The sequence below is a fragment of the Halobaculum limi genome (genome assembly GCF_029490015.1).
Taxonomy (GTDB): Archaea; Halobacteriota; Halobacteria; order Halobacteriales; family Haloferacaceae; genus Halobaculum; species Halobaculum limi.
In genome coordinates this window covers 2106583-2129233 of the sequence record NZ_CP120468.1, presented here as the reverse complement: position 1 = coordinate 2129233, position 22651 = coordinate 2106583, and the positions used below count along the sequence as shown (strand labels likewise).

At 65.9% G+C, this 22651-nt stretch carries 24 protein-coding genes; 6 read left to right on the top strand and 18 right to left on the bottom strand.

Annotated features, from left to right (window positions below):
- Positions 1-28: 28 nt before the first annotated feature.
- A complete protein-coding gene (locus P0D77_RS10655) occupies positions 29-1393 on the top strand; it encodes a cytochrome P450 (protein WP_277553054.1) in 1365 nt (454 codons plus the stop codon).
- A 7-nt stretch (positions 1394-1400) separates the two neighbouring features.
- On the opposite strand, the gene P0D77_RS10650 is transcribed toward P0D77_RS10655, so the two are convergent.
- From P0D77_RS10650 to moaA, 14 genes are all read right to left on the bottom strand, one after another.
- Positions 1401-1706, bottom strand: a complete 306-nt coding sequence (locus P0D77_RS10650) for a DUF8022 family protein (RefSeq protein ID WP_277553053.1) — start codon at positions 1704-1706, stop codon at positions 1401-1403.
- A 1-nt stretch (position 1707) separates the two neighbouring features.
- Positions 1708-3252: an acyl-CoA carboxylase subunit beta gene (locus tag P0D77_RS10645; protein ID WP_277553052.1), complete on the bottom strand. Its 1545-nt coding sequence runs from the start codon at positions 3250-3252 to the stop codon at positions 1708-1710.
- 85 nt (positions 3253-3337) lie between these two features.
- On the bottom strand, positions 3338-4291 hold the full coding sequence (locus P0D77_RS10640; protein ID WP_277553051.1) for an ATP-dependent ribose-1-phosphate kinase: 954 nt from the start codon (positions 4289-4291) through the stop codon (positions 3338-3340).
- Complete coding sequence (locus P0D77_RS10635; protein WP_277553050.1) at positions 4288-5262, bottom strand: ribose 1,5-bisphosphate isomerase; 975 nt, start codon at positions 5260-5262, stop codon at positions 4288-4290. Before P0D77_RS10635 ends, P0D77_RS10640 begins: the two co-directional genes overlap by 4 nt.
- Before the next feature lie 47 nt (positions 5263-5309).
- Positions 5310-5882, bottom strand: coding sequence for a BGTF surface domain-containing protein (locus P0D77_RS10630; protein WP_277553048.1), 573 nt, complete (start codon positions 5880-5882; stop codon positions 5310-5312).
- 168 nt (positions 5883-6050) lie between these two features.
- A complete protein-coding gene (locus tag P0D77_RS10625; RefSeq protein ID WP_277553047.1) occupies positions 6051-7133 on the bottom strand; it encodes a methionine synthase in 1083 nt (360 codons plus the stop codon).
- Complete coding sequence (locus P0D77_RS10620) at positions 7130-8146, bottom strand: 5-methyltetrahydropteroyltriglutamate--homocysteine methyltransferase (protein ID WP_277553046.1); 1017 nt, start codon at positions 8144-8146, stop codon at positions 7130-7132. Before P0D77_RS10620 ends, P0D77_RS10625 begins: the two co-directional genes overlap by 4 nt.
- Before the next feature lie 69 nt (positions 8147-8215).
- Positions 8216-8866, bottom strand: coding sequence for a HemK2/MTQ2 family protein methyltransferase (locus P0D77_RS10615; RefSeq protein ID WP_277553045.1), 651 nt, complete (start codon positions 8864-8866; stop codon positions 8216-8218).
- Positions 8859-10067, bottom strand: coding sequence for a mechanosensitive ion channel family protein (locus P0D77_RS10610; RefSeq protein WP_277553044.1), 1209 nt, complete (start codon positions 10065-10067; stop codon positions 8859-8861). Before P0D77_RS10610 ends, P0D77_RS10615 begins: the two co-directional genes overlap by 8 nt.
- Positions 10067-10927, bottom strand: a complete 861-nt coding sequence (locus P0D77_RS10605) for a 16S ribosomal RNA methyltransferase A (RefSeq protein ID WP_277553043.1) — start codon at positions 10925-10927, stop codon at positions 10067-10069. The genes P0D77_RS10610 and P0D77_RS10605 overlap by 1 nt, the downstream gene beginning before the upstream one ends.
- 89 nt (positions 10928-11016) lie before the next feature.
- Positions 11017-11673 carry a DUF655 domain-containing protein gene (locus tag P0D77_RS10600; protein ID WP_277553042.1) on the bottom strand — a complete coding sequence of 219 codons (657 nt, stop codon included), beginning with the start codon at positions 11671-11673 and terminating at the stop codon, positions 11017-11019.
- Between the two features lie 103 nt (positions 11674-11776).
- On the bottom strand, positions 11777-12133 hold the full coding sequence (locus P0D77_RS10595) for an RNA polymerase Rpb4 family protein (RefSeq protein ID WP_277553041.1): 357 nt from the start codon (positions 12131-12133) through the stop codon (positions 11777-11779).
- A gap of 4 nt (positions 12134-12137) precedes the next feature.
- Positions 12138-12431: a 50S ribosomal protein L21e gene (locus P0D77_RS10590; protein WP_277553040.1), complete on the bottom strand. Its 294-nt coding sequence runs from the start codon at positions 12429-12431 to the stop codon at positions 12138-12140.
- A gap of 87 nt (positions 12432-12518) precedes the next feature.
- On the bottom strand, positions 12519-13502 hold the full coding sequence (gene moaA / locus P0D77_RS10585) for a GTP 3',8-cyclase MoaA (RefSeq protein WP_277553039.1): 984 nt from the start codon (positions 13500-13502) through the stop codon (positions 12519-12521).
- Positions 13503-13672: 170 nt separating this feature from the next.
- On the opposite strand from moaA, the gene P0D77_RS10580 reads away from it, so the two are divergent.
- The 4 genes from P0D77_RS10580 (at position 13673) to P0D77_RS10565 (ending at position 17331) form a co-directional block, all read left to right on the top strand.
- The gene (locus P0D77_RS10580) at positions 13673-14746 is read left to right on the top strand and encodes an Mrp/NBP35 family ATP-binding protein (RefSeq protein WP_277553038.1); all 1074 of its coding nucleotides are present in this window, start codon (positions 13673-13675) and stop codon (positions 14744-14746) included.
- Positions 14747-14821: 75 nt separating this feature from the next.
- Positions 14822-15121 (top strand): DUF7976 family protein, encoded by a 300-nt coding sequence (locus P0D77_RS10575; protein ID WP_277553037.1) that lies wholly within the window; start codon positions 14822-14824, stop codon positions 15119-15121.
- 266 nt (positions 15122-15387) lie between these two features.
- Entirely contained in the window at positions 15388-16050 is a 663-nt protein-coding gene (locus tag P0D77_RS10570; protein WP_277553036.1) for a hypothetical protein, read from the top strand.
- A gap of 120 nt (positions 16051-16170) precedes the next feature.
- Positions 16171-17331, top strand: a complete 1161-nt coding sequence (locus P0D77_RS10565) for a hypothetical protein (protein WP_277553035.1) — start codon at positions 16171-16173, stop codon at positions 17329-17331.
- A gap of 114 nt (positions 17332-17445) precedes the next feature.
- Here P0D77_RS10565 and P0D77_RS10560 read toward each other — a convergent pair whose 3' ends face one another.
- From P0D77_RS10560 to P0D77_RS10550, 3 genes are all read right to left on the bottom strand, one after another.
- Positions 17446-17880, bottom strand: a complete 435-nt coding sequence (locus P0D77_RS10560) for a DUF6653 family protein (protein ID WP_277553034.1) — start codon at positions 17878-17880, stop codon at positions 17446-17448.
- A gap of 215 nt (positions 17881-18095) precedes the next feature.
- Positions 18096-20357, bottom strand: a complete 2262-nt coding sequence (locus tag P0D77_RS10555; RefSeq protein ID WP_277553033.1) for a CDC48 family AAA ATPase — start codon at positions 20355-20357, stop codon at positions 18096-18098.
- A complete protein-coding gene (locus P0D77_RS10550; RefSeq protein ID WP_277553032.1) occupies positions 20354-20602 on the bottom strand; it encodes a DUF7127 family protein in 249 nt (82 codons plus the stop codon). Before P0D77_RS10550 ends, P0D77_RS10555 begins: the two co-directional genes overlap by 4 nt.
- 238 nt (positions 20603-20840) lie before the next feature.
- Here P0D77_RS10550 and P0D77_RS10545 point away from each other — a divergent pair, with 238 nt between their 5' ends.
- Positions 20841-21611: an alpha/beta fold hydrolase gene (locus P0D77_RS10545; RefSeq protein WP_277553031.1), complete on the top strand. Its 771-nt coding sequence runs from the start codon at positions 20841-20843 to the stop codon at positions 21609-21611.
- A gap of 155 nt (positions 21612-21766) precedes the next feature.
- On the opposite strand, the gene panB is transcribed toward P0D77_RS10545, so the two are convergent.
- Entirely contained in the window at positions 21767-22579 is an 813-nt protein-coding gene (gene panB, locus P0D77_RS10540; RefSeq protein ID WP_277553030.1) for a 3-methyl-2-oxobutanoate hydroxymethyltransferase, read from the bottom strand.
- Positions 22580-22651: the final 72 nt, after the last annotated feature.

Genomic DNA, 22651 nt, shown 5'->3' with positions numbered 1-22651 from the left:
GAACAGGAACGCACGACGAGGATCGGGTATGACACCGACGAGCGACTTCGACGCCGACCCGTCGAGTGCACCCCCGCCACCGGGGCCCGACGGCCTCCCCGCAGTTGGAACGCTCCCGTGGTTCGTGCGTGATCCGTTCTCGTTCTACGACCGAGTCTCCGAGTACGGCGACGTCGTCGCGTTCGACTTCGGCCTCTGGGAGAACGTCGCGCTGTTCCACCCGGACGACGTACGGCGTGTCCTCGTCGACGACGCCGATCGGTTCCGCAAGTCGGACGTACAGCGGCGCTCCGGCGTGGACTTCTTGGAGAACGGTCTCCTGCTCACAGAGGGCGAGGAGTGGCGCGAACAGCGGACGCAACTGCAACCGCTGTTCTACCGCGAGCGGATCCAGGCGTTCGCCGACGCGATGGTCGAGGAGGCCGAACGCCTCGTCGCATCGTGGGATGATGGCGAGGTCATCGACCTCGTGGACGCGTACTCGACGCTGGCGATGCGGATTCTCGGTCGGACGCTGTTCGGCGTCGACGTGCGCGATGACGACGGATACGAGGTGATCAAGTCGGCGACGAGGAGCGTGCAAGCGCGTGCGGACGCCGGTTCGGTATCGGCGTTTCTCCCCGACTGGGTGCCGACGCCGACGAACCGTCGGTTCGCCCGCGACACCGCCGCCTTCCGCGAGTACGTCGACGGCCTCGTCGCCGACCGCCGTGGGGCCGACCCGGGCGACGCGGACGATCTGTTGACGCTACTGGTCGCCCTCCGCGAGGACGATTCGCTCTCGGAGGCTGCCGTCCGCGACCAATTGATGACGTTTCTGTTCGCCGGCCACGAAACCACCTCGCTCGCGTTGGCGTACGGAACGCACGCGCTCGCTCGCCACCCGTCGGTCGCGGCAGCCCTCCACGAGGAGGTCGCCGCCGCGGCAGCAGACGGCCTCGACGCAGCCACACTTCGCGGTCTCGACCTGACCGACCGTGTCGTCTCGGAGACACTCAGGACGCACCCGCCCGCGTACGTCACGTTCCGCCAGCCGACCGAAGACGTGGTGATCGGTGGCTACCGGGTTCGCGAGGGGACGAATCTCTCGATCCCGATCTGGCGGCTCCACGCCGACCCGCGCTGGTGGGACGACCCGGAGGTGTTCGATCCGGATCGGTGGACCGCCGCCGACCCCGAACGCCCGGAACACGCGTATCTCCCGTTCGGGGCCGGCCCACGCCACTGCATCGGGATGCGGTTCGCATCGCTGGAGTTACACGCGGTGCTCGCAGTCGTGTTCCGGGAGACGGCAGTCGAACCGGTGCCGGCGGACACCGGCGAACCGTCATTCGAGGCGGCGGCGACCCTCCGGCCGAGTGACCCACTTCGCGTTCGGGTGCGAACGCGATAGCGCCCGCTCAGAAGCGGTCTGTCCGTCCGCTCGCGGTCCACGCGTCCGTCGGCGCGTTCTCGGGAGTGCGTGCGGCCCGCCCCTGAAGCGCGTCGAGTCTGCCTGCGAACGCCCAGCGCTTGCCGTCCCACGTCTCAGCGCCGTCGTCGGTGGCCGCCGCGGCCGCGGCGGCCTCGCTGTCACGGACGTGTGCGCCGACGGCGGCGACGATGGCCGCTGTCTCCTCCGCGTCGGCGTCGTCCGGCAGCGTCAGGCGGTCGAGGACGGCGGCGGCGGGGTCGGCCGTGTCGTCGTCTGTCTCGTCGCTCGCCATCTCAGATCGGGATGTTGCCGTGTTTCTTGTCGGGTTGGGCGTCGCGCTTGGAGGAGAGCATCTCCAGGTCGTCGATGAGGCGGGGGCGCGTCTCTGTCGGTTCGATCACGTCGTCGAGGAAGCCCTTGTCCGCCGCGGTGTAGGGGTTGGCGAACTCCTCGCGATACTCGTCGATGAGTTCCTGGCGCTTCTCGTCGGGGTCGTCGGCGTCGGCGAGTTCGTCGTCGTAGAGGATGTTCACCGCGCCCTGCGGCCCCATCACGGCGATTTCGGCGGTCGGCCACGCGTAGTTCACGTCGCCGCCGATGTGCTTGGAGGCCATCACGTCGTACGCGCCGCCGTACGCCTTGCGCGTGATGACGGTGAGCAGCGGCACGGTCGCCTCTGAGTAGGCGTACAGGAGTTTCGCGCCGTGGCGGATGATCCCGTTGTGCTCTTGGTCGGTGCCGGGCATGAAGCCCGGCACGTCGACGAACGTCAGGATGGGGATGTTGAACGCGTCACAGAAGCGGACGAAGCGTGCGCCCTTCTCGGAGGACTCGATGTCCAGCGTCCCGGCGTTCACCCGTGGCTGGTTGGCGACGACGCCGATGGAGCGCCCGTCGAGACGGGCGAACCCGGTGACGATATTCTTCGCGAACGCCTCGTGCGTCTCGAAGAACGATCCTTCGTCGACGACGCTGTCGACGACGTTCGTGATGTCGTACGGCTTGCGCGGTTCGTCGGGAACGATCTGGTTCAGTTCCTCGTCGCGGCGGTCGGGGTCGTCCCACGGGTCGACGCGTGGCGGGTCCTCGACGTTGTTCTGCGGGAGATACGACAGCAGGCGGCGCATATGGTCGAGCGCGTCCTCCTCAGAATCTTCCGCGAAGTGGGCGACGCCGGAGGTGCTCGCGTGCGTCTGTGCGCCGCCGAGTTCCTCGAAGCTCACCTCCTCGCCCGTGACCGTCTTGATGACGTCCGGGCCGGTGATGAACATGTGGCTGGTCTCCTTCACCATGAAGGTGAAGTCCGTGATAGCCGGGGAGTACACCGCACCGCCCGCACACGGGCCCATAATCCCTGACAGCTGTGGGATGACACCCGACGCCTCGGTGTTGCGGCGGAAGATTTCGGCGAAGCCGGCGAGCGACCCGACGCCCTCCTGGATGCGCGCACCCGCGGAGTCGTTGAGGCCGACGACGGGCGCGCCGACGTCCATCGCCTTGTCCATCACCTTACACACCTTCTCGGCGAACACCTCACCGAGCGACCCGCCGAACACGGTGAAGTCGTGGGCGAATACGAACGTCTTGCGGCCGTTCACCTCGCCGTAGCCGGTGACGACGCCGTCGCCGTATATCTGGTTGCCCTCCATCCCGAACTTGTGGGTGTCGTGGGTTCGGAACTGGTCGAACTCGTGGAAGGTGCCGTCGTCGAGGAAGTAGTCGATGCGCTCGCGGGCGGTCATCTTCCCCTTCTCGTGTTGGCGTTCGATGCGGTCTTCGCCGCCGCCCCGCTCTGCTTCGGCGCGTCGCTCGCGGAGTTCGTCGATGCGGTCGTCCATCGTCACGGCTGGTCACCTCGCGTGGGCGCGGTCATATTCTTGGGTGTCGGTGCGTCCGACCGCCCCTTAGGGGTTCCGTAACAGGCTACACACGCGACACGTCGTCGACGCCGTCGAGGAACGCCGCGACACGCTCCCACGACACCTCGACGCGAGCGCCGACCTCGCCCGCTGCGAGCGCACCACAGGCGTTCGCGACCGCTAATGACTGTTCGTGGTCGTCACCCGCGAGTCGCGCCGCGAGAAAGCCCGCCGCGAACGCGTCGCCCGCGCCCGTCGTGTCGACCACCTCGGCGTCGAACCCGTCGTGGGTGTACGTGCGGTCGTGTGCGCGGACGTGGACCTCCGACCCCGCCGCGCCGTGGGTCACGACGAGCGTGGCGTCGTCGCGCAGCGCCCCGTACGGGGAGTTGCCGTCGTCGTCGACGTCCAACAGCGCGGCCGCCTCCCGACGGTTGCAGAACACCACGTCCGCGAGCGCGAGCGTCGCCTCGAACTCGCGCTTCGCGAACTGCCGGCCAGGCGCGAAACTCACCGTCGCGCCGACCTCGCGGGCGCGTTCGGCCAGCGCCGCCGCGACCGCCGGTGGCTGATTCGTCAGGTGGAGGAGGTCGGTGTCGGCGGTCAACGCCTCCGGCGGGAGGTCGTCGGGCGTGAACGCCTCGTTCGCGCCGTCGTTCGACAGGAGCATCACCTCGCCGGCGGCGTCGACGATAATGTACTTCACGGCCGTCTCGCCGGTCGTCTCGACGAGGTGGGTCGTGACGCCGGCGCTCGACAGTTCTCGGGCGGCCAGTCGACCCGACTCGTCGTCGCCGACGGAGCCAAACAGCGCCGCGTGGGCGTTCATCCCCGCGAGGCCGACGGCGACGTTCGCGGCGCTCCCGCCGCCCGCTTGGTGGCGACGCTCGATCCGTACCTCGCCGTCGGGCGCGGGGAGACTGTCGACGATGAGCGTCACGTCCCAGTTGACGTGGCCCGCACACAGCACGCGCGGTCGCTCGCCGTCGGACCCGTCGCCCGACTGCTCGCGGATCATTGCTGCGGCTCGGTCGGCTCTTCCCACGGGCGATCGGCGCTCTCGCCGAACAGTTCCCGCATCAGCGTGACGATGCTCTCGGGCGGGAACTGCCCCGACTCGGTGACGATAGCGTCGACGTACCGCGGCGGCGTCACGTCGAAGGCGGGGTTGCGAACCTCGATATCGCCGATGTCTGCGCGGGTGTCCGCGTCGATGATCTCCGTCTCGTCGCGCATCTCGATCTCCACGGTGTGGCCGGTGAGCGTGTCGGGGTGGAGTTTGATCGTCTGCGCGGCGACCATAATCGGCACGCCGCGTTCGCGGGCGTTCACCGCCAGTCCCGAGGTTCCGATCTTGTTGACGACGCCGCCGTCGGCGGCGATAGAGTCGGCACCGACGAGGACGTGGTCGGCGTCGTCGAGGTAGCGCCGCGCCGCCGAGTCGACGACGAGCGTCACGTCGACGCCCAACTCCCGCAGTTCGGTTGCGGTGATGTGTCCCTGGTTGCGCGGGCGCGTCTCCTTGACGATAGCCGAGATGTCTTTCCCCTGTTCGACGGCGTGTTCGACGCACGAGAGTGCGTCCGTCGAGTGGCAGTGGGTCATCACCGTGTCGCCGTCACGGAGGCGGTTCGCGCCGACCTGCCCCAGGTCGCGTTGCGCGCGGTCGAGGCGGTCGGTGAACGCCCGCGTCGCCCCGAGCAGCGAGTCTCGAAGCGCCTCCACGTCGTCACCATCCATCCGCCCGAGCGTGTAGCGGAGTGCGTTGGGGAGCGACACCGCAGTCGGACGGGTGTCGTACAGTCGGCGGCCTGCACGACGCATCGACGCCTCGAACGTGGCCGGGGAGTCGGCGTCTGTCTCGCGGGCCTGGACGGCCAGAGCCTCGGCGGCCGCCCGCGCGATAGTGGCGGCACCGCGTATCTCCATCGTCGCGATGTCCGCGGCGGCATCTTCGACCGCGTCCGTGACCGGAGGGTCACTAGTCATGACCGAGGCGTTCGCGGCCCCGGGTAATCAGTCATCGGGTGGCCGGACTACGCGCGCCGTCGCAGGATACCGACGCCGGTGGCGATACCGAGCGCCGACGCGACGGGACCGAATCCGGGAATCGGTGTCGCGGTGTCGGTCCCGGTCGCCGTCGACCCGGCGGTTCCGGAACCAGTCGTGCCGTCGTCCGGCGTCGTCGCCGTCACCGTCGTTCCCGCCATCGTCGTCGGCACGTCGGGCGCGACGACGCGGCCGTCTGCCTCGGCGACGCGCGACCCGTTGTGTAACACCGCGACGGTGAAGGTGTCGCCCGCCGAGTAGTCCGAGAGGTCGAACTCCACCGCGAACCTCCCACCTTGCTCGACGGTCGTCGTGTTCGATTTGAAGAAGCGCGGATTCGTCTCCGCGGTCGACCGTATCCGGACGGTGAGTTCCCGCCCGGTGTCGAGCGTCGTGTTCCCACCGACCGTCGCGTCCGCGGTGCCGTGGACGCGCACCGTCTCGTTTGCGGTCGCGAGCGACGTGCCACCTGCCGCCGCGGTACCGGCGACCGCACCTGCGAGGAGGACCGTGGCGATGACCACCACGGGAAGCACCCGGGCGAACGTGGAGGGCGACATAGCGTGTCGAAATATGCGGAGGATACTACACTAAAATTGTCGGTTATAGAACCAAACCCACGTCAGAATCGCTCGGGACCGTCGTCGCCGAAGAATCGTCGTGCCGTCGACAAACGGGGAATCACGCGACTTCGTCACAGGCCAGTCGAGACGCTGGGTTCGCCTCGGTTAGTCGTCTGCAGGGGCAGCGTCTTCGAATGCGGGAACCTCGATGGTTCCGGCGTCGAGTTCTTGTTCGACCTCGCGAGCGGCCTGCACGAGGTTCTCCATCTTGCCGTAGGCGGCCTCACGCGGGAGGAGTTTCAGCCCGCAGTCGGGGCTGACGGTGAGTTTCTCCGGCGGCACGACCTTCAGGCCCTGCTTGATGTTCTCCTTGATCTCCTTAACGGACTCCACCTCGGCGACGTGGGCGTCGACGACGCCGAGTGCGAGGTCGGGCGCGAACTCGCCGTCCGCGAACGTCTCGATCTGTTCGTAGTCGTCGTTGCACAGTTCCACGTCGAACTCGTCGATCGGATAGTCGTTGATCTCGGGGTAGACGCGCGAGTAGTCGCCATAGCAGACGTGGAGACCGATGCGGACGTCCTCGTCGATGTCGCTGACGATGCGTTCGAGACACTCGCCGACGATGGCGTGGTCGTCCGGCGTCGTCGCCAGCGCGGGTTCGTCGATCTGGATGTAGCGAGCGCCCGCCTCGACGAGTTTCTCAATCTCGGTGTTCACGAGGTCTGCGAGGTCGTACGCCAACGCCTCATCGTCCTCGTACGACTCGTTGAACGCCCAGTTGGCGAGCGTGTACGGGCCGGTGATCGGGACTTTGACCGGGCGAGTTGCCACCTCGTCGGTGAAGGCGAACTCGTCGACCAGCCACGGGTCGTCGTACTCGACGTCCTCAACGACCGACGGCTTGTCGAAGTAGTTGTGGCCCCACACCTTCACGGGGCCGTTGAACTCGTAGCCGTCGATACGCTCGGCGAAGAACTCGACCATCTCCTCGCGGCGCATCTCGCCGTCGACGACCGTGTCCAGTCCCGCGCGTTCGTGTTCGTGCGTGATGACGCGGCAGGCGTCGTCGGTCGCCTCTTCCCACTCGCTGTCGCCGAACGGGTGGTCGTCGTCCTCGAAGTGGTCGCGGGCGCGGTTGAGCCACTTCGGCTTGGGGTACGACCCGACGACGGTCGTGAGCAGGAAGTGGTCGCTGTCGTGGTCGTCGGGGCGGAACTGCTCGCGGTTCGCGGGATTTCGGCTCACGCCTCCACCTCCTCTGCGGCGGCGATGTCGGCCGCCTCCGCGAGGACGTAGAGTTTGGCCTGATGTTTGTTCACTGGCAGATAGAACGTCTCGGTGTTCGTGGTCACGTACGTCGTCTCGAACGACTGGGCGGGAATCTGGTCGTGCACCCAGTCGACGCGCTCTGCGACCGTCTCCGGGTCTTCGACGAGCGTGTTCTGCCCGTCGACGAGGCCGAGAGCGACGTCGTCGGTCGTGCCGAGTTCATTGATGCACTCGAGGTTCGCCGCGCGGTCGGCGGTGACGAAGTCGAAGCCGACGGCGTCGACGTCGGCGTCCATCAGGTGGGCGTACGCCTTCTCCTCGAACGCCTCCCAGTACGTCTGCACGACCACGTCGGCGTCGGTCGCCGCGGCGACGCGGTCGATGGTCTCGCTGGCGAGTTCGTTCAGGTCGTCGCCGGGCGCGTTCGTCACGTAGGAGGGTTCCAGCAGAAACAGCGTCTCGTGAGCGGGGAACTGCTCTACCTCGCCCGCGAGGAAGTCGCCGACGGCGTCGAGGAACTCCGCTTCGTCGCCGTAGTGCTCGTCGGTCGCCAGATCAGCGAGCGTGTACGGGCCGGGGAGCGTCGCTTGCAGCGACTCGTCGGCGGCGAGGAGGGCGCTCGCGGCCTTCAGTTCCGACGCCACGTCGCCCGACGGCGTGAGGTCGTCGACGACCTTCGGGTCGCGGTAGAAGTTGTTGTTGTCGTAGTAGCGAACGATACCGCCCGTCTCGACGTTCTCGTGGACGGTCAGCGGGTGCGCGAGCATGTCGTCCCAGCGGCCTTGGCCCTCGACGATGCGGTCGAGGCCGGCGTGTTGCTGGTCGGCGACGAACTCGGCGCGCACGTCGGCGTACACGTCCGCCACCGCCGGCGCTTCCTCGCCGTCGATGAGGTCGTGTTTCTGGTGGCCCTTCAAGTCGGAGAGATCTTCTTTCGCCCAGTCCGGGAGGGGATACAGCCCCGGTGTGGTGGCGACTACGTCGGTCATCGGCAGAGGCTACGAAATGCCGACGCATAATACTTGCCGTTCTATTCTATGTTCAACAGTTATCTCTCGTCAGTCGCCATCCCGGTGTCGAAGTGCGAGGATCGACAGCGTCTCGAACGGATACGACTCCTCTGCGACCGTCTCGGCGACGAAGCCGCATTCGACCGCGTACTTGACGACGTCGGCGAACCCGGTCAGCGACGAGACCAACAGGAGAGCGACGCCGTCCGGCGCGAGGACGCGCGGCAGGTCGTCGAGGAACGGTTCGATGAGGTCGCGCCCGGACTCCCCGCCCGACAGCGCCACCTCCTGCCAGTCGTCCCACTCGTTGTCGGGGTCGGTCGGGAGGTACGGCGGATTGAACAGGATGGTGTCGAACGCGTCCGCACGAAACGGCGCGAGCAAGTCGCCGCGGACGGCTTCCACCCCGCGGTCGCGGGCCCGCGCACACGCGAAGGGGTTCACGTCGCTGCCGACGACGCGGTCTGCGACCCCGGCGTCGAGTACCTGTGCGGCGACCCACCCTGATCCGGTGCCGACTTCCAGCGTCCGCCCCCATGCGTTGTCGACGCCTGCGGACGCGAGCAGTCCCGAGTCCTCCGCCGGGTCGTACACCGGAGCGTCGAGGCCACGACGTGCCGCGAGGCTGTCGCGCGTGGTCGTGTCCAGTTCGCCGTGGTCGTCCGACTGTGGGTCGGACGACGTCTCGTCGTCAGGCATCGTCGCCTCCGTCGTCTGCCGACGAGCCATCCGTCTGCCCGCCGTCGGCCTCGGCGGTCACGCTCTGACGCTCCGTTCGCCCGTCCTCGGCGTCGGCGACGCGGAAGCCGCCGGTCTCCGCGCGACCGGACAGTTCCCGCTGCGGGTACGGGATCTTGATGCCCGCGTCGTCGAACGCACGCTTGACCGCGAGCGTCACTCGCGTCCGTGCCTTCCACATCTTGCGCGCGCTGGGGTTGTCGATGTAAAAGCGTAGTCGCAACCCGATCGAGGAGTCGTCGAACCCTGTGAGGACGACGTGGGGGTCGGGCGCCGACATCACCAGGTCGTGGCCGCGCATCGCCTCTTCGGCGACGTCGATCGCCTCGTCGACGTCAGTCGTGTAGTCGACGCCCACGTCGAGGTTGAGGCGGAGTCGACCCTTTCGGGAGCGATTGACCAGATCCTGATTCGTGACGATGTCGTTCGGGATCATCACGTACTCGTCGTCGAACGTGCGAATCTGCGTGTTGACGATGGTGATGTCGGTGACGACGCCCTCTTGGTCGCCGACGACGACCCAGTCGCCCAACTCGAACGGCCGCGAGAACAACACGACGAACCCCGCGAGTACCGCGCCGAGCGTCTGTCTGGCCGCGAGGCCGAGGACGATGCCCGCGAACCCGGCGCCGACGAGGAGATTGCCAGGGTTGATTCCCCAGACGGTGAACACGACCAACAGCGACACCGCGTACACCGCTACCTGCACGACGTGGTGTGCGATCTCTGTCTGGTGGTCCGACAGCGCCACCTGTTCGCGTCCCACGTTGCGGATTGTCCGCTTCGTGAGTCTGGTGAGCAGCGTCGCGCCGACGATGATGCCGACCGACAGGAGGACCTGCACGACCGTCGCGCCAGTCACCACCTCGGTCGGGAGCGCCCGCGTGAGCGTCCCGACGCCTCTCCAGACGACGAGGACGAACGCCGCCGCGGTGACGGCGCCGGTGGTCACGGCCGCCGCCTGCACCGACTCCACCGCGAGGGCGTGGTCATCGAGGCGCTGTTTCACCAGCGTCCCGAGACGGTCGACGAGTGCGATATACGCCAACAATGCCACGACCACGCCCACCGTCGCGACGACCTGTGACTCCACCGACGGCGCGAGCGACTGGACCGCCTCGATGAGGGTCGCGATCACCGACGCTGACGCACTCGACTGCATCACTGCCCGGGGCCCACCTCGCTCGTCTCACGCGCCAGTTCCGCTAGCGCCGCGAAGTCGGCAGGCGTGAGGTCGCCAGGACGCTGTGAAAGGAGGTCCTCCTCGACGACATCGACGACGGCGTCGGCGTCTTCGAGGCCGGAGATATGGGCCGTGTTGCGGATGGCGTTGCGGACGGTCTTGCGCCGTTGCGTGAACAGCGCTTTCACGAACCGCAGGAAGAAGGCCTCGTCGCCAACCTCGTAGTCCGGGTCGCGCGGGCGACAGCGGACGACCGCGCTGTCGACGCGCGGTTGCGGGTCGAACGCCTCCGGTGGGATGCGCTCGACGATCTCTACGTCTGCGTAGTGCTGTGCAGACACCGAGAGGCGCCCGTACTCGCTGGTTCCAGGGTCGGCGACCATCCGGTCGGCGAACTCCGCTTGGAACATCAACACCATCGGCTTCCCCAGCGGAAGCAGGCGGAAGGTCACTTCCGAAGAGACGCCGTACGGCAGGTTCGACACGGAGGCGGTGAACGGCGGCAACTCGACGTCGAGGGCGTCGCCGTGGACCACGTCGAGTCGCTCGGCGTCGATGTCGTCGGCGAACTCCTCGCGAAGAAAGCGTGCTAAGTCGCCGTCGCGTTCGACGACCGTGACGTGGTCGCCGGCCGCGAGCAGTCGGTCGGTGAGCGCACCCGTCCCCCCACCGATTTCGAGGAGGTTCGAGCGGTCGGCGTCGTCGGGCAGGTAGCCGGGGAGTCGATCCAACACCCGGTCGTCGACGAGAAAGTGCTGGTCGCGGTCGGGGTCGCCGCGGACGCCCGCCCGCCGTCGGAGGTCGTCCGGGTCGCGAAACTCCGGCGTCGCGTCAGTCATTGCGCACGGTTGTACGGGAACGCGTGTAAATGCGTTCATACGGGCGCTCGACCCGTACGACGACGGCACAGCCCACCGCTGGATAGCGGTTAGTCCTTGTTGGCAGTCGGCGCGTCGATGCCGACGAAGATGCGGTACTTCAGGTCGTCGTCGCGCAGTTCCTCCATCACGCGCTCCACCAGCGTTTCCTTCGGGTCGTGGAGGCCCGAGACTCGCTCTTCCAGATCCTCGAACGACTCGAAGGGCCCGCGCTTTCGCTCGTCGAGGACGTTGTTGCGGAGCTTCTTCCCGATGCCCGGCAGGAGATTCAGTTGGTGGAGGCGAAGCGAGATGGGTTCGGCGTCGTTGTAGAAGTCGACGAAGCGACGCTCGTTGCGCTCGATAATCTCCTCGACGACGTACTCCAACTCCTGACTCGCCCCGCGATTCAGGTCGTCGTAGCCGACGCGGCGGGCCCGCTTGATGCCCGGTGCGGTCTCGGGTTCGATCTGGACGAGGTCGTCGATGCCGAACTCGGCGTCGTCGGTCAACTCGAACTCGAACAGACGGAAGTCACGCTCACCGAGACCGTACGCCACGGCGGGGCGGCGGTGCTGGGGCCGGTCGTCGTCCGCGCGGCCGTGCGGCAGGTACTCGAGGATGTAGGCGTTGACGACGGCGGCGTCGTCCGTCTCTGCAGCCGACTCGTCGGCGGTCGCCGCGTCCGGAGGACTGTCGGTCGCACCGGCGTCGTGCTCATCGTTCATACCCACCGATAGGTCGTCGGGCCTGATAAAAGGTCGTCGCCGTCGTCGCGTTCCGCCATCGCGCGGCGACGGCAGTAGTCGCCGAGCCGACGGGCGGTGCCGATTACGCGTACTTGGCGACGATGTCGAGGATGGCGTCGAGTTCGTCGCCGTCGAGCGCGTAGCGTTCCTGCGCGTACACCGCACGGACCTCCGTCCGGTCGCGCGGCAGGAGGTCGGCGAGTTTGTACGCCTGCGGTTCGTCGACCTTCTCCAACTCGAGCAGTTCCTCGACGAGTTCGAGCGACTCGTCGGCGTCGAGGAACGCGAAGCGGTTGACGTGGTCGACCGCGCGCGCCAGTTCGTAGCGCATCTCGCGGTCTTCCTCCGTCGCGCGCTCGGCTTCGACCGCGCTGAGCAGTTCCTTCGCCTCGGAGACTGTGAGGTACTCCTCGTCGAGTTTCTCCTTGAAGATCGTCATCGCGTCACTCGGTCTGAGCCTTCAGGTGCGCGGGCTTGACGATGATCGTCTTGGCCTTGCTGCCGTCGACGATCTCGACTTTGAACGCCGCGCCCTGCTTGCCTTTGACCGTCCCCGTGTGGCCGTTGAATCGCGGGTGGAAGCGGCCGTCGGGCACGGACGGGTCGATGTTGAGGTGGACCTTCTGGCCCTCCTCGAACTCGGCGATGGCGCGCTGGGGCGGCGACGTACCACGGTCGCGCGGGTCGTTCGAGAGCTTTCCTCGGGTACCGTGAAGGGGTCCGTTCGAACTCGGCATAGTCGTGCGCACGTGTTCTTCTGACTGGCGTATAAACCCCGCGTTCCGCGCGCCGGTTGTGTTTCGTTCACACAGGGGTGATTCCCGCTATGCGCCGATGTACTCCTCGTTTATCTCCCACTCGCCGCGGTCGTTCTGGACCATGTACTCGCCGTAGTATGGCACGCGGTCGGCGACGACGGCGCGGAACGCCTCACGGATCTCGGGTTTCGTCATCTCGCCCATCGGCTTCAGATCGTCGTTGCGGTTGAGACACCCCTTGAGATATCCTTCGTGCGTGACGCGCACGCGCCCGCAGTTGGCACAGAAGCCGGCGTTCTCGACGGGGTCGACGATCTCGACCATCCCCTCGCCGCCGTCGTCGCCGGCGATGTAGTACCGCTTGCGGTCGTGCATCTCGCGGTGTTCGACGCGGACTGCGATGTCTGAGAGCCAGTCGTGGACCCGTTGGATGTCGATGTTCCACTCCGGTCGGCCCGTGAGTTCGGGCATGTACTCGATGAGTTGGAGTTGGAGGCCGTCGTTCTCGGCGACGTGGTCGACCATCCCCTCGACGTAGCCGGCGGTGTGCTCGAACACGACCATATTCAGTTTGACCGGGTCGAGGCCGGCATCGAGGGCACATCGCACGCCTTCGAGGACCTTCTCGTAGGCGCCCGACTTCGTGATCTCGGCGAACGCCTCGGGGTCGAGCGCGTCCTGTGAGACGTTCACGCGATCGAGTCCCGCCTCGACGAGTGCCTCCGCGCGACCGGGGAGGAAGGTCCCGTTGGTCGTCATCGACGTCTCCATCGAGTCGGGCGTGCGGCGAATGATCTCCTCCAAGTCGTCGCGAAGCATCGGCTCTCCGCCGGTGAACTTCACCGCGTCGACGCCGAACTCGGCGGCAACCTCCAGGAACCGCACGACGTCGTCGGTCGACATCTCGTCGTCCTGCGCGTCCATCGGGCCGCGCGTGTCGCCAAGCCCCTCGTTGTGACAGTAGACACAGTCGAAGTTGCAACGGTCGGTGAGGGAGACGCGGACGCCCGTCACCTCGCGACCGAAGTCGTCGACCAGCGGTGTCGGCATTATGTAGCTAGGTTCGTTCGTGTGTACTTGAAGATGAGGGAGCGATCTCCGATTTTGTAACTACAAACAGTTACTCTCGAAGTATCAAGATTGGAACATCGGTTGCGAGAGACTGACTCAAAAGTACACCGTGGGAAACCCTTATTCGGGGCGCTCGCCGACCGTGACCTATGGACGAAGCCGCCGTACGCGAGCGACTCGCGACAGTAGCGGACCCGGACCTCGGAGACGACATCGTCTCGCTCGGCCTGGTCAACGCGGTCCAGGTCGACGACGAGGAGGGAGTGATCCGCGTGTCGCTCGCGCTCGGTGCGCCGTACGCGCCCCACGAGACGGATATCGCCGAGGGCGTTCGCGACGCTCTCGCGGACACGGACTACGACCTCGACATCTCGGCGTCGGTCGACACGGGACTGTCCGCCGACGAGGAGGTCCTCCCCAACGTCAAGAACGTCATCGCGGTCGCCTCCGGGAAAGGCGGCGTTGGGAAGTCGACCGTCGCGGTGAACCTCGCTGCGGGGCTGTCGCAACTGGGTGCTCGCGTCGGCCTGTTCGACGCCGACGTGTACGGGCCGAACGTCCCGCGGATGGTCGACGCCGACGAAGCGCCCCACGCGACCGAACAGGAGACCATCATCCCGCCGGAGAAGTACGGGATGAAACTGATGAGTATGGCCTTCCTCGTCGGCGAGGACGACCCTGTCATCTGGCGGGGGCCGATGGTCCACAAACTCCTGACCCAACTGGTCGAAGACGTGGAGTGGGGCGCACTCGACTACCTCGTGCTCGACTTACCGCCGGGCACCGGCGACACGCAACTGACAATCCTGCAGACGCTGCCGCTGACGGGCGCGGTCATCGTCACGACGCCCGAGGAGGTCGCTCTCGACGACGCCAACAAGGGCCTGCGGATGTTCGGCAAACACGACACGAACGTCCTCGGCATCGTCGAGAACATGTCCGGATTCGTCTGCCCGGACTGTGGCTCCGAACACGAGATATTCGGGAAGGGCGGCGGCAAGCAGTTCGCCGCTGACAACGACCTCCCGTTCCTCGGTGGGGTTCCGCTGGACCCGTCGGTTCGGACGGGCGGGGACACCGGCGAACCGGTCGTCCTCGACGACGAACCGGGGCAGGTCGGCGACGCGTTTAAACTCGTCACCGAGAACGTCGCCAACAACGTCGGTGTCGTCCGCCGACGCGAGGTCAGCGCCCGATCGGGCCAAGACGCCCCGTCGCAGTAAGCGGCCGTCTGCCGTTTGGCAGTGGTGTGTGCCGAGTCAGTAAGGGCTTAGCCGCAGGCAGTTCGAACGCGGAGTATGAGCGACGACGAAGACGCCCGGCTTCCCGAGGCGTTGCGGGAGGACGACGACCCCGACTGGCAACTCGCGCCGGATTCAGACCAAGAGTTCGCGTCCGACGCCGACACCCGAGCGTTCATCCGCGCTGTCGCTGAGGACGTCCGCGGCGACTCCAGCGAGTCGAAACAACTGTCGGCCGTCCTCTATCGCGTCTCGGACCTGTACGATCCCGAGGAGGACACCTCGCCCGAGGAGATATATCTGAACGTCCGGCGGATTATGCAGATCAAAGAGCGTGGCGGCCTGAAACGGGAGTAACGGGGCTGTTGTATCCGTAGTCGGAGAATCGCTTGGTGAGTCCCTACTGAATCGACAGCGCGACGCGTCTGTCAGAGATTAGGCCCAACCGAGGGTACTCCAGTGAGATAGTGGCCCAGTCGTGATGCCTGCTTAGGGATGAGTCGTGGTGGCTCCGACTAAGTTGTGTCCAGAAAAGAAGACAGCAGAGGGCAGCGCCGTGCTGGCGTTGGGAAAAGTATTAGTGATGATAGTCATAGCTAGCCAATTGTTGGTGAGTACAACCAATGATTGAAACAACGATCCGCGATCCGGAGAAGCACGAGACACTCAAAGCAGACAGCCAGGGACGTGTGAACCTCGGCGTCGCGTACGCAGGGCGAACCGTCGAAATCATCGTCGCTGCATCCAACGACGAACGGTCGGACAGCACGAGTCTCCAGCAGACCATCGGTGACAGACCGATGAACGAGTACGAACGGCAGGGAATGCTCTTCGTCCGGCTGTTCGGAATCGACCAGTCGTTCCTCGTCGATGACCACGACGCCGTCGTGACCGACACGAGAGTCGAACCGGAGACTGTCGGGCTTGCAGACGTCGATTGGTCGGAAGGCTATCTGCTCGACTCGAGCAACGTGACTCGGTTCGAGTTCGAACAGTCCGCCGACGAAGCGTACGCGTTCGGCGACGAACTGACCGCCGAACCCGTCGACGTGACACTCGACGAGAGTACGTACGACGAGGCGGTGTACTGCTTCGAAAACGACGACGGAGGAACGTCGGCGGTGTTGGGAGAGTACGTCAAACACGTGCAGCGGATCTTCGGATACGACCCCACGAAAGACCGTTCGAGCGTTCGGCTCCACCCCGACGAAGCCCCGCGACCGGTGATGTTCCGCGACCCGAGTAGCGACAGGTACATCGCCATCGCACCACGAGTCGTGGACTGACTGAGACGAGGACGGCGCTCTCGTATTTCCTCACTCACCCGTCCACCGACGAGTCGTAGAGTCACGAACCACACCAGTCGATGCACGGTTTATTTGACCGTGCCAGCGAGAGAGTCGCCAGTGACCGACGCCTTCGCGGACAGGACCCTCGCCGACCACCGGCGTGTGTTCGAGAAGATATGGTGGCAAAATCCAGAGCGGCAGAATTCGACGTCCTCGTCGTGGTGGTTCTTTCTTCTGTTCCCAGAAGGCGAGGAGGGCTACGGCCCGAGACAGTTGATGTTCTCCGTCGCTGCCTGTGTAGGCGACGGGAGCCGGGTGAACGGCCTCCCACCGCGAGGGATGGACGCCGACCGTCCCGTCGCCGACGGCGTGGACCGATTCGACGCGACGACGGTCGGGTGGGCTGGCGACGACGAAGCGGTCCACGACCACGTCGTCAGGCAACCGGCCGAAGCGGTGCTGTCTCGCGAGGATCAACGACTCGACGCCTGGGCAGACCGCGAGGACGGCACGAAGCGCGGAAGCGAGGTGACGGCGCTCTCGGACCGATCCCTCGGACTGCGCGCCCACGTCGTCGGTGACGACGCCGAGGCGGAGTTCGAGGCGTGGGGCGACCTCGACTCGAAGATGACTGCACCACACCAGTCGCTGGACATCGACACGCCGCTGGGTGGCGCCGAGGTCGTCGCGTGGCGACAGATGGAGTTCGAAGGGGAGTTCGACCTGCCCGACGGCCCCGAGACGCTGTCTGGGTCGTGTTACTTCCAGCGGGTGTGTTTCGACATCCCGCTGATGCCCTGGAAGTGGATCTGGGCGATATTCCCGGATGGGACCTCCTTCTCGGTGTTAGTTCCGTTTATCGGACCGCATCTGTTCCGGCGAGGCTACAAGTTCTTCTCCTCCAACAGACTCGAACGGCTGACGATCCCCCTTCGACAGACCGGGTTCTGGAACTGGGGGTCGGGAGACGGCTACACGGAGTTCGATCGGATCACCGTCGAGCCACTGCTTGGAACCGGCGAACAGCCCGATTTCGACGTTCGCGTCGAGAACGATGCGGGCGACTACGTACGGTTCGTCGCCCGGACCTACGGCCGCGCGCGAAACTGGCTCGACCGCTCGCGACTCGGTGGCCGACTCGAGTCGCACTGGAGTTACAACGAGTTCCTGTTCCGGATGAGCGGACTCACCGGACGCGTCGGCGGCACACCGATAGACGAGGAGTCGATGGGCACCGGATTCGGAACGCTGGAGTACAGTACCGGGTTGGGGCTGTGAGCCACCGATCGTCTCACCGGTCGGACGAGTGGTTCTGCGACTCGTGTGGGAGGGCATTGCCCACTCACCTGTAGTTGAGACAGAGCAGACTCACGCGGCGGTCCCGAGGGCTGTTTAGGCGTCTATCATCGTCTCGTAGCGGTCAGCCATTCGCTGGAAGAACAGGCACATCAGAAGCATCGACGCCACGGTTCCGACCACCGTTTCGGCGGGCCGACGGTCGTACGCGGCCCGGAGCGTGTACACGTTTACCATACCTCCGACACCGATGCCCAAGAGATCGACTTTCGAGGAGCGGAGGCCCCGTTCGAGCCACGCTCGTTCACCGCGTACGACTCGCGTCGCCCACGCGTCATCGGTCTCGGGAGGTGACACGACGAGTAGATTCGCCGCCAGCGAGACGACGAGCACGCCCGCCAGTGGACGGCTTCGCCGGTAGACAGTCAGGACGAAGACGGGATACAGTAGCACGAGCCACCAGACGCTGACCGGGCTTTCGTGGCGATTCCAGAGTGCGTCGACATCGAACCCCATCCGGGACCGATTCATCTACTACCGTCTGTCCGGCCACTCGCTTCAACATTGCTGACAGTAACGAGCGGACCCGCGCTTCGGCGGGGGTCGACAGACACAGGAAACCCCGGGGCGGCGTATGAAAGCGGTACGATGGAGTTGCGGTGTGAACGGAGGTACGCCACGGAGTGAACGTCACTACCGTGAAACCGTGAGCGAAGTGAGCGGGGACTCCCCGACAGAGAGCGGTTCTACTGGAACGTCCGGCCCAGTTCCGTCTCCTGTTCGTCGCGAGCCTCGCGGTTCTGGAACCGCTGTTCGATCTCTTCGTAGCGCTGTTTCGTCTCCTCGGTGACGGAGGGGTTCACCTCGTCGAGTGCGTCCTCGAAGTGTTGCATCGTCACACGGACGTTGCCGACGGACTCGCCGATCTCTTCGGGTGCGACCGACTGGATGAACTCCCGCGTCGCGTTCATCGACGCCTCGCGAGCGACGGCCTCGATGTCTGCGCCGACGTACCCGCTCGTCTTGCGTGCGAGTTTCTCGAGGTCGACGTCGTCGGCCAGCGGTTTGTGCTGGGTGTGGACCTCGAAGATGAGGCGGCGACCCTCCTCGCTGGGGACCGGCACGTGGACGTGGCGGTCGAGACGGCCCGGTCGAAGCAGGGCGTTGTCGATGAGGTCCGGGCGGTTCGTCGTCGCGATGACGACGACGTCCTCCAGCGTCTCGAGACCGTCGAGTTCCGTCAGCAGTTGTGAGACGACCCGTTCGGAGACGCCGGAGTCGCCCGAGTTGCGACCGCGTTCGGTCGCGATGGCGTCGATCTCGTCGAAGAACACGATGGTCGGCGCGTTCTCGCGGGCCTTGCTGAATATCTCGCGGACGCCCTTCTCGGACTCCCCGACGTACTTGTTCAGCAGTTCCGGCCCCTTCACCGAGATGAAGTTGGAGTCGGACTCGTTGGCGACGGCCTTCGCGAGGAGGGTCTTGCCCGTCCCCGGTGGGCCGTACATCAACACACCCTTGGCAGACTGCATGTCCATCGCCTCGTACACCTCGGGGTAGTCGAGGGGCCACTGGATCGTCTCGCGGAGGCGCTCTTTCGTGTCGTCGAGTCCGCCCACGTCGTCCCACGTGACGTCGGGCACCTCGACGAACACCTCCCGCAGCGCCGAGGGTTCGATCCCCTTCAGCGCCTGCTTCATGTCGTCGCTGGTGATCTGGATCGACTCCAGGATCTCGGCGTCGATGTCGTCGGCCTCTAGGTCGATCTGCGGGCGGATGCGCCGGAGCGCATTCATCCCAGCCTCCTTCGCGAGGCTCTCGATGTCCGCACCGACGAAGCCGTGGGTGGTCTCGGCGTACTCGTCGATGTCGATGTCGTCCGACAGCGGCATATTCCGCGTGTGGACCTGCAGGATCTCCTTGCGGCCCTCGCGGTCGGGGACACCGATCTCGATCTCGCGGTCGAAGCGCCCGCCGCGGCGGAGAGCAGGATCGATAGCGTCGACGCGGTTGGTCGCGCCGATGACGACGACTTCACCGCGTTCTTCGAGGCCGTCCATCAGCGAGAGGAGTTGCGCCACGACGCGGCGCTCCACGTCGCCGCCGGCCTCCTCGCGTTTGGGCGCGATGGAGTCGAGTTCGTCCATAAAGACGATCGCGGGGGCGTTCTCGGCGGCCTCCTCGAACACCTCGCGGAGTTGCTCCTCGCTTTCCCCGTAGTACTTCGACATAATCTCGGGGCCAGAGAGGGTCTGGAAGTGGGCGTCGATCTCGTTGGCGACGGCTTTCGCGATGAGCGTCTTCCCCGTCCCCGGCGGGCCGTGCAGGAGCACGCCTTTCGGCGGTTCGATGCCGAGGCGCTTGAACAGTTCCGGGTGGCGCATCGGCAACTCGATCATCTCGCGGACCTGTTCGAGTTCGTCGTCGAGGCCGCCGATGTCCTCGTAGGCGACGTCCGGCGTCTCTGCGCCGCCGCCGGCACCGACGTCGCCGATCTGTTCGGCCGGCTTCTCGGAGATTTCGACCTCCGTGGAGTCGGTGATGACGACCGTGCCCGAGGGCTTCGTCGACGCTATCTTCAGGGGGACGGCCTGCGAGCCGCCACCCATCAGTCCGAGTCCAAGCGGGAAGCGAATTGTCTGCCCTTGCGTGACAGGCTGCCCGGAGAGTTTGTCGCGGATAATCGACCCGACGTTCCCTCGGATCCCGAACTGCTGGGGGAGCGCGATGGTGATCTGGTCGGCAGGTTCGACGTCTGCGGCCTCGACGGTGACGCGGTCGTCGATGCCGACGCCGGCCTCCTGTCGGAGTTGGCCGTCGATCCGGATCACGCCGGAGTCGTCGTCCTCGGGGTAGCCCGGCCACACGCGCGCGATAGCGGTCGTGTCGCCTTCGATGCGGATGTAGTCACCGCCGGAGAGCCCCAACTCCTCGGCGGCGACGCGGTCGATAGCAGCGAGGCGACGCCCTGCGTCTTTCTGTTTGAGGGGTTTGACGGTGAGTTTCATGCGTTGATGTCGATAGTGAGTACGCCGTTCTGAATGTCAACCCTTGCGGCCGGGCCGGGGAGGTCGAACTCGAACTCCTCTTCCCCGCCCGCACGCGCGATGACGACGACCGCCGATCCGTCGACGGTGTCGACGTGGATGTCCTCGTCTGCGGCGTCGAGGTCAGCGGCGATGACGGTCCCGTCGTCGTAGTCGTAGCGACGGACGAACCGATCGCGCCGATCAGTTGAGTGGCGTTGTATCATATCTCTCCTAACCACAAGTAATACGCTTATATATTTAAATCTATCGCCGACTAATCGCAATACTGCGTCGGGAGCGGAGTCGTTTAGTAGTTTGGCGGTTCACACCGATTCGGGAGTTAGTCCGCCGACGAATCTCCGTCGTCGACCCACCGCGGACAACGGTTGGGACAGTCGGTAGTCATATCCAGACTGGCGGCCCCTCCCAGCGATTTATACCCCCACCGTCTCGACTAGTGGTATGAAGACGGTCGACCACCACGGGCGGGAAACCGCCTATCGGGTCCGCGGCGACGAGGCGGCCGGCCCGGGGTTGTTGTGCATTCACGGGAGCGGTGGAACGAGCGACGTGTGGACGGGACAGTCCCGACTCGTCGACCGAACACCCGTCGTCGCCGTCGACCTGAGCGGCCACGGAGACAGCGACGACGTCGACGCCGACGGCGGCGCGGACGCACTCGAAGCGTACGCCGCCGACGTCGTCGCCGTCGCCGAGGAGACGGGCGCCTCAGTCCTCGTCGGGAACTCCCTCGGGGGAGCCGTCGCGATGTGGGTCGCACTCGAACGCGACCTGTCGCTGGACGGTCTCGTCCTCACCGGGACCGGCGCGAGACTGACCGTCCTCGAAGACCTCCTCGTGTGGCTTCGCGACGACTTCGACCGTGCCGTAGAGTTCCTCCACGGGACAGATCGCCTGTTTCACGACGTCGACGAGCAGACGCTCGACCGCTCGCGAGCGGCGATGCGAGACGCGGGCCAGGCGGTCGTCGCACGCGACTTCCGTACCTGCCACGAGTTCGACGTTCGGGACCGACTCTCCGACATCGACGTCCCGTCGCTGGCAGTCGTCGGTGAACACGACGCGCTCACGCCGCCGCAGTTCCACGAGTACCTCGCAGACGAGATTCCCGACTGCAGACTGCAGGTCCTCGACGACGCCGCCCACCTCGCGATGATCGAGCAACCGACCGCGTTCAACGACGCCGTCGGCGCGTTCCTCGACGACCTGTAGCCGTCGCTCGGCCGAGGGTTCAAATCCCACTAGGCACCAGCCACCCCGTGCCACCGTACCCGGCCCGAGGCGGGACGCGGGTGTGCGACACACCGCCTCGGGGCCGCCACCGTCGCCTGTTCGCTACCGCTACGATCGCGAGTTGACCGACCGTGTCAGTATACGTCGTCCACGTCGTCTTCGACGTGGCTGTGTTCGTCGGCCGGGAACTCGCCGTTCTCGACCTCTTGCTTGAACGCGCCGACGGCGTCGGCCATCTCACTCCGAAGGTCGGCGTACTGCTTCGAGAACGGGGGTGACCACTCGTCGAGGCCGAGGACGTCTGTGATGACGAGTACCTGCCCGTCCGTCTCTGGCCCGGCACCGATGCCGATGGTCGGGATGTCGATAGCCTCGGTTACCTGCTGTGCGAGGTTCGCGGGGACGTGTTCGAGGACGAGTGAGAACGCTCCGGCGTCTTCGTGTTCGCGTGCGAGATCCAACAGGTGTTCGGCGGCTTCCTGGTCTGTCCCCTGCCGCTGATACCCGCCGAGTTGATTGACGTGTTGCGGCGTCAAGCCGAGGTGCGCCATCACCGGAATCCCCAACTCCGTGAGCCGTCGCGTCAACTCGACGGTGTGGGGGCCGGACTCCAGTTTCACGGCGTCGGCGTCGGCCTCTTTCAGCATCCGACCGGCGTTGTCGATGCTGTCGGCATCGTCGACGCCGTACGAGAGGAACGGCATATCCGCCACGACGAGTGCGTCGTCTGTCGCTCGCGCGACCGCCGCAGTCCGGCTGTGCATCTCCTCGACCGTGACGGGGAGCGTTGAGTCGTACCCGAGGACCGCGTTGCCCATCGAGTCGCCGACGAGGATGACGTCGACGCCGGCCTCGTCGATGATCGATGCCGTGGGCGCGTCGTACGCCGTCAGCATCGTGATAGGGTCGTCACCTGCCCGCTCGCGGAGGTCCCGCGTACTCACCATACCCGAGGCTTCACACGCGGCGTGAAATAACCGGCGCGTTCTGCCGTCCGGCGTAGGACGTTCCCAACGATG